The 11910-nt window shown below is 69.3% G+C and carries 14 protein-coding genes; 11 read left to right on the top strand and 3 right to left on the bottom strand.

The window, feature by feature from the left end; all coding sequences use genetic code 11:
- Positions 1 to 82: 82 nt before the first annotated feature.
- Positions 83 to 1147 carry a 3-deoxy-7-phosphoheptulonate synthase gene (locus ACNKFW_RS19025; protein WP_024843926.1) on the bottom strand — a complete coding sequence of 355 codons (1065 nt, stop codon included), beginning with the start codon at positions 1145 to 1147 and terminating at the stop codon, positions 83 to 85.
- A gap of 270 nt (positions 1148 to 1417) precedes the next feature.
- Here ACNKFW_RS19025 and ACNKFW_RS19020 point away from each other — a divergent pair, with 270 nt between their 5' ends.
- Positions 1418 to 2119 carry a 5-formyltetrahydrofolate cyclo-ligase gene (locus tag ACNKFW_RS19020; protein ID WP_024843925.1) on the top strand — a complete coding sequence of 234 codons (702 nt, stop codon included), beginning with the start codon at positions 1418 to 1420 and terminating at the stop codon, positions 2117 to 2119.
- A gap of 91 nt (positions 2120 to 2210) precedes the next feature.
- Positions 2211 to 2753, top strand: a complete 543-nt coding sequence (locus tag ACNKFW_RS19015) for an NADPH-dependent FMN reductase (protein ID WP_024843924.1) — start codon at positions 2211 to 2213, stop codon at positions 2751 to 2753.
- Between the two features lie 63 nt (positions 2754 to 2816).
- On the opposite strand, the gene ACNKFW_RS19010 is transcribed toward ACNKFW_RS19015, so the two are convergent.
- A complete protein-coding gene (locus tag ACNKFW_RS19010) occupies positions 2817 to 3014 on the bottom strand; it encodes a hypothetical protein (protein ID WP_024843923.1) in 198 nt (65 codons plus the stop codon).
- 309 nt (positions 3015 to 3323) lie between these two features.
- On the opposite strand from ACNKFW_RS19010, the gene phnC reads away from it, so the two are divergent.
- The 4 genes from phnC to phnE (ACNKFW_RS18990) all read left to right on the top strand — a co-directional run bounded on the left by phnC (position 3324) and on the right by phnE (ACNKFW_RS18990) (position 7327).
- A complete protein-coding gene (gene phnC, locus ACNKFW_RS19005) occupies positions 3324 to 4142 on the top strand; it encodes a phosphonate ABC transporter ATP-binding protein (protein WP_024843922.1) in 819 nt (272 codons plus the stop codon).
- 33 nt (positions 4143 to 4175) lie between these two features.
- Entirely contained in the window at positions 4176 to 5087 is a 912-nt protein-coding gene (gene phnD / locus ACNKFW_RS19000) for a phosphonate ABC transporter substrate-binding protein (RefSeq protein WP_024843921.1), read from the top strand.
- A gap of 65 nt (positions 5088 to 5152) precedes the next feature.
- Positions 5153 to 5998: a phosphonate ABC transporter, permease protein PhnE gene (gene phnE, locus ACNKFW_RS18995; protein ID WP_024843920.1), complete on the top strand. Its 846-nt coding sequence runs from the start codon at positions 5153 to 5155 to the stop codon at positions 5996 to 5998.
- A 3-nt stretch (positions 5999 to 6001) separates the two neighbouring features.
- Positions 6002 to 7327, top strand: coding sequence for a phosphonate ABC transporter, permease protein PhnE (gene phnE / locus ACNKFW_RS18990; protein WP_024843919.1), 1326 nt, complete (start codon positions 6002 to 6004; stop codon positions 7325 to 7327).
- Here the strand turns inward: phnE (ACNKFW_RS18990) and phnF are convergent.
- Entirely contained in the window at positions 7324 to 8043 is a 720-nt protein-coding gene (gene phnF, locus ACNKFW_RS18985) for a phosphonate metabolism transcriptional regulator PhnF (RefSeq protein ID WP_024843918.1), read from the bottom strand. The genes phnE (ACNKFW_RS18990) and phnF overlap by 4 nt on opposite strands.
- 118 nt (positions 8044 to 8161) lie before the next feature.
- Here phnF and phnG point away from each other — a divergent pair, with 118 nt between their 5' ends.
- From phnG to phnK, 5 genes are read left to right on the top strand one after another with little or no spacing between them, the layout of a single operon-like run.
- On the top strand, positions 8162 to 8614 hold the full coding sequence (phnG, locus tag ACNKFW_RS18980; protein WP_024843917.1) for a phosphonate C-P lyase system protein PhnG: 453 nt from the start codon (positions 8162 to 8164) through the stop codon (positions 8612 to 8614).
- Positions 8611 to 9177, top strand: coding sequence for a phosphonate C-P lyase system protein PhnH (phnH, locus tag ACNKFW_RS18975; RefSeq protein ID WP_024843916.1), 567 nt, complete (start codon positions 8611 to 8613; stop codon positions 9175 to 9177). The genes phnG and phnH overlap by 4 nt, the downstream gene beginning before the upstream one ends.
- A complete protein-coding gene (locus ACNKFW_RS18970) occupies positions 9177 to 10259 on the top strand; it encodes a carbon-phosphorus lyase complex subunit PhnI (RefSeq protein ID WP_024843915.1) in 1083 nt (360 codons plus the stop codon). The genes phnH and ACNKFW_RS18970 overlap by 1 nt, the downstream gene beginning before the upstream one ends.
- Complete coding sequence (locus ACNKFW_RS18965) at positions 10256 to 11128, top strand: alpha-D-ribose 1-methylphosphonate 5-phosphate C-P-lyase PhnJ (protein ID WP_024843914.1); 873 nt, start codon at positions 10256 to 10258, stop codon at positions 11126 to 11128. The genes ACNKFW_RS18970 and ACNKFW_RS18965 overlap by 4 nt, the downstream gene beginning before the upstream one ends.
- The gene (gene phnK, locus ACNKFW_RS18960; protein ID WP_028710243.1) at positions 11125 to 11907 is read left to right on the top strand and encodes a phosphonate C-P lyase system protein PhnK; all 783 of its coding nucleotides are present in this window, start codon (positions 11125 to 11127) and stop codon (positions 11905 to 11907) included. The genes ACNKFW_RS18965 and phnK overlap by 4 nt, the downstream gene beginning before the upstream one ends.
- The last annotated feature ends 3 nt before the right edge of the window (positions 11908 to 11910 follow it).

The raw sequence follows: 11910 nt of genomic DNA, 5'->3' as shown, positions 1-11910 counted from the left end.
TGGATGGGGCCGCTTGAAACCATGCGGCCCGCCTTGCCCTGCGCGAAGCCCGGCGATTTTCGCCGCCCGTCCGACGCCCGCCTCAGGCGGCGCAGCGCAATCGCGTCGCCGCGGCCCCGGCCAGGTCCAAGAGCAGGGCGCGGCTTTCTTCCCAGCCCAGGCAGCCGTCGGTGATGCTTTGCCCATAGGTTGGCGCCTGGCCGGGCCGCAGATCCTGCCGCCCCGCCACCAGGTTGCTTTCCAGCATGACGCCGCGGATGCGCGTCTCGCCGGTGCGGACCTGCGCCGCGACATCGGCGATGACCAGGGACTGACGCGCCGGATCCTTGCCGCTGTTGGCGTGGCTTGCGTCGATGACGATGCCGGGCTCGACCTCGGCCTTGGCCGCGGCCGCCGCCACCGCCGCGACATGTTCGGCACCGTAATTCGGCCCGTCATGGCCGCCGCGCAGCACGACATGGCAGGCATCGTTGCCGGTGGTGGTGGCGATGGCCGCCGCCCCCTCGGCGGTGATCGCCGGGAAACTGTGCGGCCGCGCGGCCGAGCGGATCGCGTCCAGCGCCACCTGCACCCCGCCGTCGGTGCCGTTCTTGAACCCCACCGGGCAGGACAGGCCCGAGGCCAGCTGGCGGTGGATCTGGCTTTCCGTGGTGCGCGCGCCGATGGCGCCCCAGGCGATCAGGTCGGCGAAATATTGCGGCAGGATCGGGTCCAGGAACTCGGTCGCCGCCGGCAGGCCCATGCGGTTGATCTCCAGCAGCAGGCGGCGGGCCAGTGGCAGCCCGTCCTCGATCCGGTCCGAACCGTCCAGATGCGGATCGTTGATCAGCCCCTTCCAGCCGACGGTGGTGCGCGGCTTCTCGAAATAGACCCGCATGACGATCTCCAGCCGGTCGGAGAGCGCGCGGCGCAACTCGGCCAGGCGCGCGGCATAATCCAGCGCCGCCGCGGGGTCGTGGATCGAGCAGGGGCCGGCGACGACCAGCAGCCGGTCGTCGCGCCCGGCCAGGATGGCGCGGATGGCGGCGCGGCTGTCGGCGACGATGCGCGACACCGCCTCGTCCCGCGGCAGCGATTCGGCCAGGGCGGCGGGGGCGGGCAGGGGGCGTAATGCGGCGATGCGCAGGTTCTCGGTCTGGATGGGCATGGCTCTTTCTTTCTGCAAAGGGCCGGACCGGAAGCGCATGGAACTGAAAAAGCCGCCGGTCTTGGGCCAGCGGCTTCGGGGGTTCGTTATCGCGCGGTTCGCGCTACACCCGGCTCCGCTGGATAGCGGAACCAATAAAACGAGACGGTGCAGGGCATTCGATGCGACATGCGGCCTCCATAACCGCTGCGCAGCGCGCTGTCACGCCGATTCTTGCGCGCGGGCTTTGGCGGTGCGCCGCGCCATGCTACCCTGCCGCGCATGACCAGGATGCAGCCTCCCACCGCGGGATCGGACAGGGCCGATGGGGAGCAGGGCGGCTCGCCCCCTTGCCAGGCCGAGCGGATCGCGCCGGACTACTTCGATCCCTTGGCCGTCGATGCAGGGCAGGCCCGCGACGTGGCGCGCTGGCGCAGGGCGCGGCGCGAGGAATTGCTGGCCAGCCGCGCGGGCCTGAGCATCGCCGCGCGCCAGGCCATCGCCGCGGCCATCGCCCGCGGCCTGGACGCGCTGCTGGCCGCGCATCTGCCCGATCCCCGCGGCCGTGTGGTCGCCGGCTATTGGCCGATCCGGTCGGAACCCGACCTGCGCCCCTGGCTGGCCCGCCTGCATGATCGCGGCGCCCTTCTGGCCCTGCCCGAGGTCGAGCGGCCGGCCAACCCGCTGGTCTTTCGCCCCTGGCATCCCGGCGCGGCGATGCGGCGCGGGCATTGGAACATCCCGGTGCCGGCGAACACCGAAACGGTCGAGCCGGATGTGGTTCTGGCCCCGCTGGTCGGCTGGGACGGCGCCGGCTATCGGCTGGGTTATGGCGGCGGCTATTTCGACCGCACGCTGGCCGCGCGGCAGCCGCTGGCCGTCGGGGTCGGCTTGCAGGCGGCCCGGCTGGCGACGATCTATCCGCAGCCACACGACATCCGGCTGGCCGCCATCGTCACCGAATGCGGTCTGCAATATCGGGACAGGGCGTGAAAAAATCCCGTCGGGCATGGCATCGATTTCCGTGCCCGCGACGTTGAGCGACAGCCGGCAGGGGCCGGCGGGCAGCAAGGGACAAGCACCGATGACCAAGACAATCCTGGGCCTCAGCGGCAGCCTGCGGCGCGCCTCGTTTAATGCCGGGCTGCTGCGCGCCGCGGCCGACCTGGCGCCCGAGGGGGTGCGCATCCAGACCGGTTCGATCCGCGAGGTGCCGCTTTACGACGGCGATCTGGAGGCCGAGTCGGGCCTGCCGCAGCCGGTACGCGCCCTGCAAGCGCAGCTTGCGGCGGCGGACGGGTTGCTGATGGTGACGCCGGAATACAACAACGGCGTGCCGGGCGTGTTCAAGAACGCCATCGACTGGATGTCGCGCGGCGAGGGGCTGGCGCTGTTCGTGGGCAAGCCGGTGGCGGTGATCGGCGCCTCGCCCGGCGGGTTCGGCACCATCCTGGCGCAGAACCACTGGCTGCCGGTGCTGCGCACGCTCAAGGCCGCGCTGTGGACCGAGGGGCGGCTGATGGTGTCGCGCGCGGGATCGGTCTTCGACGACCAGGGCAACCTGACCGACGACAAGACGCGCGCGCAGCTGCGGAAATTCCTGGAGGGCTTTGCCGCGCGCCTCTGATCCGGGACGGGTCATGCGAAAGGCAGCCCGAGGGCTGCCTTCTTGCGTCGATGCGGTGGACGATTATTCGGCCGCGAAGGTGGCGGCGAACTGCCCGCACCAATCGTTCGACTTGACGACCGGCCAATAGCCCCTGGTGTCCGCATCCTTCTGGTTGACGGGGGGGTTGGCGCGGCACAGGCCGGAATCCGAAAGCGTGCTGGCGGAGTTGGCGACGTGATCCTCATAGAACGCGCAGGCGCTGCAAGCGGTTTTCGTCATGGCTGTTCTCCTGTCTGGCTGGCTGTCTCTGCGGTGGCTGGCTGGCGTTTCGGCTGGCTGGCGACCTTGGCCCGGATATAGCGGGCGATTCGCGAGGGGTCAAGAAATAATCTTGTAAAAACATATAGTTGATAGAAGTTCTTGGTGTTATGATCCCGATCCGAACACTCGGATTTGGATTTTGCGTCCTGTGAAAAACGCTCGGGAAAGGCGGGTGGCGGCGCGGCGTCAAGAAAGCTTCACCGAACTGAGCCGTTTTCGTCACCGATCCCGGCTATGAGCCCCCCAACCGCTCATGGAGGGCCCGCCTTGCTTGCAGTTCAGAACGTCACCCGCGTCTTTTCCGGGCGTGCCGCGGTGGACGATATCAGCTTTTCCGTGGACGGCCCGGCCTTCGTCGGCATCATCGGCCGGTCGGGGGCGGGCAAGTCCACCTTCCTGCGGATGATGAACCGGCTGACCGACGCCTCGGCCGGGCGGATCTGCGTGGACGGGCGCGACATCCTGGCGCTGCGCGGCCGCGACCGCCGCGCCTGGCAAAGCCAATGCGCGATGATCTTCCAGCAATTCAACCTGGTGCCGCGCATGGACGTGGTCTCGAACGTGCTGCACGGGCTGCTGAACCGCCGGCCGGTGCTGGCGACGCTGTTCAACCTCTGGCCGCGCGCCGACATCCTGCGCGCGCTGGAGATCCTCGACCGGCTCGGCATCGCCGAACAGGCGCCCAAGCGGGCCGAGGCGCTGTCGGGCGGCCAGCAGCAGCGCGTCGCCATCGCCCGCGCCCTGATGCAGGATCCCCGGATCATCCTGGCCGACGAGCCCATCGCCAGTCTCGACCCGATGAACGCGCAGATCGTCATGGACACGCTCAAGCGCATCAATGTCGAGGACGGGCGCATGGTCATCGCCAACCTGCACACGCTGGACACGGCGCGGCGCTATTGCGACCGGGTGATCGGCATGCGCGACGGCCGCATCGTCTTCGACGGCACGCCCGCGCAGCTTTCGACCGGCGTCGCCCGCGACATCTATGGCGCCGACCACAGCTTCAACGAGGCCGCGACCTCGACCGCCATCCCCGCCGACGCCGCGGCCGATGCGGCCTATGCCGCGCGGTTGATGGCCTGACGGCCCCGCAATACCGCAACCCATGGAGAGACCATGAAACCGCTTGCCCTGGCGCTTGCCGCCGCCACCGCCCTCAGCTCCGGCCTGACCTCGGCCGCCACCGCCCAGCCGATCACCGGCTTCAACCTCGGGATCATGGGCGGCGAGAACGCGCAGGACCGCATGACCTCGAACGAATGCTACCGCGCCGCCATCGAGGCCGAGCTGGGCGTGCCGGTCAAGGTCTTCACCCCCGCCGATTACGACGGCGTCATCCAGGGCCTGCTGGGCGGCACGCTGGACATGGCCTGGCTGGGCGCCTCGGGCTATGCCAAGATCCATCTGACCGATGCCGAGGCGGTCGAGCCGGTGCTGACCAAGCAGAACATGGACGGCTCGACCGGCTATTACGCCATCGGCTTCGCGCGCAAGGACAGCGGCATCGCCTCGATCGAGGATGCCAGGGGCAAGTCCTTCGCCTTTGCCGAGCCGAACTCGACCTCGGGCTATCTGGTGCCGGGCGCCGAACTGGCCGAGACCCATGGCAAGCTGGAGGATTTCTTCGGCCAGGTCCGTTTCGCCGGCGGGCATGAACAGGCCATCATCGGCGTGGCCAATGGCGATTTCGATGCCGGCGTCAGCTGGGCCGACGGTCTGGGCGATTGGGAGGACGGCTATAACTCGGGCGCCTTCCGCAAGGCCGCCGATGCCGGGCTGGTCGAGATGAACGACCTGGTCGAGATCTGGAAATCCAAGCTGATCCCGGAAGGGCCGATGGTGCTGCGCAAGGCCCTGCCGCAGGAGGTCAAGGACAAGGTCACGAAACTGACCGCCGACCTGCACGAGACCGACAAGGCCTGCGCCTATGGCGTTGCGCATGGCGAGGCCAAGGATTTCGTGCCGGTGACGCATGACGCCTATCTGGGCGTGGTCGCCGCCCGCAAGCTGCAGGAAACGGCGCAGTAAGCGCCTCTTCCCGGCCGCGTCCCCGTGCCGGGGCGCGGCATCCGCAATTCAGCCGCAGGACTCTCATGGCCGCCCTTGCCCCGGACCATATCCGCGATGCCTATCTGGAACTGGCCCGCCGCCGCCGGCTTTACGGCGGGCTGTTGCTGGTGATCTTCGTCGCCATGATGGCGGCCGGGTTCCGGCTGGCCGAAAGCCGCAATGCCGGCGGCTTCGTCGACGGGCTGCCGATGGTGCTGGCCTTCCCCTCCGAGGTGCTGGCCGAGGCATGGCAGAAGCGCGCGAACCTGCCGGGCCTGCTGGCCAAGCACCTGCCCTCGCTGGTCGAGACGCTGAACATCGCCGCGGTCTCGACGCTTTTGGGCGGGCTGATGGCGATGGGGCTGGCGCTTCTGTCGACGCGCGGGCTGGCGCGCTGGCCGCGGCTGACCGGGCTGTTCCGCCGGCTGATGGACGCGCTGCGCGCCGTGCCCGAGATCGTGATCGCTCTGGTGCTGATCTATATCCTCGGCGGCGGGCCGGTGCCGGCGGTCATCGCCATCTCGCTGCATACTGCCGGCGCGCTCGGCAAGCTGTTTTCCGAAGTGGCCGAGAATGCCGACCTGAAGCCGGTCGAGGGGCTGGCCTCGGTCGGCGCCGGCTGGGGCCAGCAGGTCGGGCTGGGCGTGCTGCCGCAGGTCGCGCCGAACTGGCTGTCCTATGCGCTGATGCGCTTCGAGATCAACCTGCGCGCCAGCGCCATCCTGGGCTTCGTCGGCTCGGGCGGCATCGGCTACGACCTGAAGCTGGCGATGCAATGGGGCACGGGCCGCTATGACCAAGTGGTGGCGATCTTCCTGCTGCTGTTCGTGGCCATCGTCGCCATCGACCGGCTGTCCGACCACGCGCGCAGCCGGCTGGTCAGGGGCTGAACCATGACGACCACCGCCACGCTTTCCCCCGCGCTGACCGATACCGTGCTGACCCGTTTCGCCCGCCGCCGGCTGGCAGCCTTTGCGGTGCCGCTGGCGATCCTTGGCTATCTGGCCTATGCCGCCATCGCCTTCGACATCGCCGGGCTGGCCGGGCGGGCGCGGATGGACAATGCCGCCGTGCTGCTGGCGGATTTCTGGCAGCACAAGACCCATGTGACGCGCGACAACCGCACGGGCGCGCTGCGCGTCGCCATCGACGGCGAGGCCAAGGGCACCTATCCGCCGGATCGCCTGCCTGCCTGGATCGCCACCGAGGGCGATGCGACCCGCATCGACCTGGGCCACGGCCATGTCGTCACCTATGACGCGGAGGGCGCGCGCTACGACGTGCCGGGCTACGGCCTGATCGACATCCGCCAGCAGGATGGCGGGCTGCGCCTGACCGCGCCCGAGCCGCTGCCGGACTGGATCAACGCCTCGGGCAGCCGGGTCAGCGTCACCACCGAGGCCGGGCGCTTTGCCTATACCCGCGCCAAGGTCGAGACCTTCCGCTATCAGCCGGGCTGGGCGCTGTTCTTCTTTACCCTGGACAGCCCGTTTCACTACATGAGCTGGCCCGAGATCGCCGCCAGCGCGCTTTGGGGGCCGCGCGTCGATCCCGATCTGCCCAACATCGCCGCCATGGCGCGCGATTTCTGGACCAACGCGATGTGGCGGCATGGCGACGTGATCTGGGCCATGTTCGAGACGGTGCTGATGGCCTTTCTGGGCACGTTCGGCGCGGCGCTCGTGGCGCTGCCGCTGGGCTTCATGGCGGCGCGCAACATGATGCCGCTGGGCGCGCTGCGCTTCGGGCTGCGGCGGATCTTCGACTTCATCCGCGGCGTGGACGGGCTGATCTGGACCATCGTGCTGGCCCGCGCCTTCGGTCCCGGCCCGATGACCGGCGCGCTGGCGATCCTGCTGACCGACACGGGAAGCTTCGGCAAGATGTTCTCGGAAGCCTTGGAAAACATCGACGAAAAGCAGGTCGAGGGCATCCGCTCGACCGGCGCGGGTGCGGTGCAGCGCGCGCGCTTCGGGGTGATCCCGCAGGTGACGCCGGTGCTGCTGTCGCAGGTGCTGTATTTCCTGGAATCGAACACGCGCGGCGCCACGGTGATCGGCGCCATCGTCGGCGGCGGCATCGGCCTGTTGCTGACCCAGGCGATCCAGACCCAGAAGGACTGGGAGGACGTGGCCTATTACATGGTGCTGATCGTGCTGATGGTGATGGCGATGGACAGCTTCTCGGGCTGGCTGCGGCGCAGGCTGATCCGGGGCTAGAGGGCATCCTCGGGGCGCAGGGTCAGCGTGACGCGGTCGCCGGCGAACCAGGTGGTGCCGTATTCCACCGGCACGCCGCCCGCGTCCACGTTCACCGCCACCGAACGCAGCACCGGTGCGCCCTCCGGCACCTCCAGCGCCAGCGCCATCACCGCCGGCGCCAGTTCCGCCGTCAGCCGGGTCGAGGCGCGGGTGTAGTCCCTCAGCCCGCATTCCGCCAGCGCCGCCGTGACCGAGGGGATCGCCACCACATGCCGCAAAAGCCCGGGGAAGCGTCCGGCATCGAAGACCGAGCGGAACACCGCCACCGGCTGGCCATCGACCAGCGACACGCCCTCGACCACATGCACCGGGCTGCCGGGGCCAAGGCGCAGCGCCTCGGCCTCCTCGGCATTGGCGGCGCGCGTCTCGGTCAGCGTCAGCCGGCGCGAGGGCGTGCGGCCCGAGGCGGTGATGTTCTGGTGAAACCGCACCCGCAGGCCCAGCGGATAATCGGTGGGCCGCGCCGCGACGAAAACCCCGGCCCCGCGACGCGAGCGCACCGTCCCCGCCTCGGCCAGCGCGGCCAGCGCGTGGCGCACGGTATGGCGATTGACGCCGAAACGCGCCGCCAGCACCGCCTCGGAGGGCAGCTTGTCGCCGGGGTGGTAATGCCCCCCGGCGATTTCACCGGCCAGCGTGTCGGCGATGGATTTCCAGATCGGACTGCGGGCCATCTCGCCTCCGTCACCAAAAATTCACGAGGCCGGACCTTGAGCCGAATCGGCGGTCGGGCTATTACTTGTCTAGTTGTATAGAAAACTAGACAAACCCGCAAGCTTGTCGAGGCCCGGAATGTCCCACTCTCCCCATCCTGAAACCGCTGCGCGCCGCGACTGGATCTCGGCGCTGGCCAAGGCGCCGCCGGGGCGGCTGGCGGCGCTGCTGCCCGAATTGCCGGCGCATGAGATGCTGCGTGCGCCCGAGATCGGCACCGTGATGGTGCAGGGCCGCATCGGCGGCACCGGCGCGCCCTTCAACCTGGGCGAGATGACCGTGACCCGCTGCTCGGTCCGGTTGTCGGGCGGGGCGGTGGGCCATGCCTGCGTGCAGGGCCGCGACAAGGCCCATGCCGCCCGCGCCGCCGTCGCCGATGCGCTGATGCAGACCGATGCGGCGCCGCAGATTGCGGCGCAGGTGCTGGGCCCGCTGCGCCAGGAGGCCGCCGAAGCCCGCGCCACCCGCGCCGCCAAGGCCGCCGCCACCCGCGTCGAATTCTTCACCATGCTGCGCGGAGAGGACGCATGAACGCCATCCTGACCGGCGGTTTCGCCGACCCCTCGACCCAATCCGCCCATGCCTTTCGCGCGCTCTTGGAGGCCATGGCCCGGCCCGGCCGCATCTTTGCCGTGCAGGGCGCCCGGCCGCCCGCGCCGATCTCGGTCGCGGCCGGGGTGGCGCTCTTGACCCTGACCGACGCCACCACGCCGCTGCATCTGGCCGGCGCCGCGGATTGCGAGGCGCTGCGCGGCTGGATCGGCTTTCACACCGGCGCGCCGCTGGTTGCGGCCGATCAGGCGCAATTCGCGCTTGGCCGCTGGGATGCGCTGCAACCGGTCAGCCGCTTTCGCATCGGCGAGCCGTCCTATCCCGACCGCTCGGCCACGCTGATCGTGGATCTGGACCGGCTGGAGGCAGAGGGCGCCCGCCTGACCGGCCCTGGCATCGAAACCGAGGCGCGGCTTTCGCTGCCCGAAACTGCCGGCTTCCGCGCCAACCGGGCGCTGTTCCCGCTGGGCCTCGATTGCATCCTGACCTGCGGCGCGCGCCTTGCCGCCCTGCCGCGCAGCACCATCGTGGAGGACGCCTGATGTATGTCGCCGTCAAAGGGGGCGAGCGCGCCATCGACGCCGCCCATGCCTGGCTGGCCGAGGAACGCCGCGGCGATCCCGCGGTCCCCGAGCTGACCGTGGCCCAGATCCGCGAGCAGATGGCGCTGGCGGTAAACCGGGTGATGGCCGAGGGCTCGCTTTACGATCCCGACCTCGCCGCGCTGGCGATCAAGCAGGCGCGCGGCGACCTGATCGAGGCGGTGTTCCTGATCCGCGCCTATCGCACCACATTGCCGCGTTTCGGCGCCTCGCGCCCGGTCGATACGGCGGCGATGGCGGTCGATCGCCGCGTCTCGGCCACCTTCAAGGATCTGCCGGGCGGGCAGGTGCTGGGCCCGACCTTCGACTATACCCACCGCCTGCTGGACTTCGCGCTGGCCGCCGAAGGCACGCCGCCGCCCGCCCCCATGGCGCCTGTCTCGGACGAGCCGGTGCCGCATGTCACCGGCCTGCTGGACCGCGACGGGCTGATCGAGCAGCAGCCGGCCGAGGACACGCCCGCCCCCGACCTGACCCGCCAGCCGCTGGAACTGCCGGCCTCGCGCGCGCTGCGCCTGCAGGCGCTGGCGCGGGCGGACGAGGGCTTCACCCTGTCGCTGGCCTATTCCACGCAGCGCGGCTATGGCCGCACCCATGCCTTTGTCGGCGAATTGCGCATCGGCCGCGTCGCGGTCGAGGTGGAGCTGCCCGAGCTGGGTTTCGCCGTCGAGATCGGCGAGGTCGAGCTGACCGAATGCGACACGGTGAACCAGTTCAAGGGCTCGAAGACCGAGCCGCCGCAATTCACCCGCGGCTATGGCCTGGTCATGGGCCAGTCGGAACGCAAGGCGATTTCCATGTCGCTGGTCGACCGCGCCCTGCGCTGGCAGGAACTGGGCGAGGATTTCACCGGCGCCCCCGCGCAGGATGAGGAATTCGTGCTAAGCCATTGCGACAACATCCAGTCGACGGGTTTCCTCGAACATATCAAGCTGCCGCATTACGTCGATTTCCAGGCCGAGCTGGAACTGGTCCGGCGCATGCGGCGCGAGGCCGTGCAGATGCAGGAGGCGGCGGAATGACCGACCAAGCCTATAATTTCGCCTATCTGGACGAACAGACCAAGCGGATGATCCGCCGCGCGCTTCTGAAGGCGTTGGCGGTGCCCGGCTATCAGGTGCCCTTCGCCAGCCGCGAGATGCCCATGCCCTATGGCTGGGGCACTGGCGGCGTGCAGGTGACGGCGGCCTGCCTGACCCCGGACGACCGGCTGAAGGTCATCGACCAGGGCGCCGACGACACCACCAATGCCGTGTCGATCCGCCGCTTCTTCCAGCGCACGGCGGGGGTCGAGACCACCGAGCGCACTGCGGAGGCCACGGTGATCCAGACCCGCCACCGCATCCCCGAGCAGCCGCTGGCCGAGGGGCAGATCCTGGTCTACCAGGTGCCGATCCCCGAGCCCCTGCGCTTTCTGGAGCCGCGAGAGACCGAGACGCGCAAGATGCACGAGCTTGAGGAATACGGGCTGATGCATGTCAAGCTTTACGAGGACATCGCCCGGCATGGCGAGATCGCGACCGCCTATGCCTATCCGGTGCGGGTCGAGGGGCGCTATGTCATGGACCCCTCGCCGATCCCGAAATTCGACAATCCGAAGCTGGCCGGCAACCCGGCGATCCAGCTGTTCGGCGCCGGGCGCGAGGCGCGCATCTATGCCGTGCCGCCATATTCGGATGTGGTCAGCCTGGATTTCGAGGACCATCCCTTTGTCGCCTCGAAGGCCGATCACGCATGCGACCTCTGCGGCTCGGCCGGCAGCTATCTGGACGAGGTCATCACCGACGACCGCGGCACGCGCATGTTCGTCTGTTCCGACACCGATTTCTGCGCCTCGCGCCGGGCGCAGGGGCATCGCGGCCGCCTGTCGCCGCAAGGAGCCACGCCATGACCCTGATGCAGAACGCCATCACCGCCGCACCACTGCTGTCGGTGCAGGGCCTGACGAAACGCTACGGTGCCCGGATCGGCTGCATGGGCGTCGGCTTCGACCTTTATCCCGGCGAGGTGCTGGGCATCGTCGGCGAAAGCGGTTCGGGGAAATCGACGTTGCTGTCCTGCCTTGCCGGGCACCAGCGCCCGGACGAGGGGCGGATCCTGTTCGACGGCGCCGATGTGCTGGCTTTCTCCGAGGCCGAGCGGCGCCGGCTGTTGCGCGGCGACTGGGCCTATGTCCACCAGAACCCGCGCGACGGGCTGCGCATGGGCGTCTCGGCCGGCGGCAATGTCGGCGAGCGGCTGATGGCCGTGGGGGGGCGCAACTATGCCACCATCCGCGAGAGTGCCACCGACTGGCTGGGTCGGGTCGAGATCGCGGCGGACCGGATCGACGACCGCCCCTCGGCCTTCTCGGGCGGCATGCAGCAACGCTTGCAGATCGCCCGCAACCTGGTGACGGGGCCGCGGCTGGTGTTCATGGACGAACCCACCGGCGGGCTTGACGTCAGCGTGCAGGCGCGGCTGCTGGACCTGTTGCGCGGGCTGGTGCGCGACCTTGGCCTGTCGGTGGTGATCGTGACCCATGACCTTGCCGTGGTGCGGCTGCTTGCGGACCGGCTGATGGTGATGAAATCCGGCCGCGTGGTGGAATGCGGGCTGACCGACCAGGTGCTGGACGATCCGCAGCATGCCTATACCCAGCTTCTCGTGTCCTCTGTCCTTCAGGTGTAGCCC

The sequence above is a fragment of the Paracoccus sp. TD-10 genome (assembly GCF_048270675.1).
Taxonomy (GTDB): Bacteria; Pseudomonadota; Alphaproteobacteria; order Rhodobacterales; family Rhodobacteraceae; genus Paracoccus; species Paracoccus pantotrophus.
Note: the sequence above shows the minus strand (reverse complement) of the source record. Positions and strands in the feature narration are given on the sequence as shown.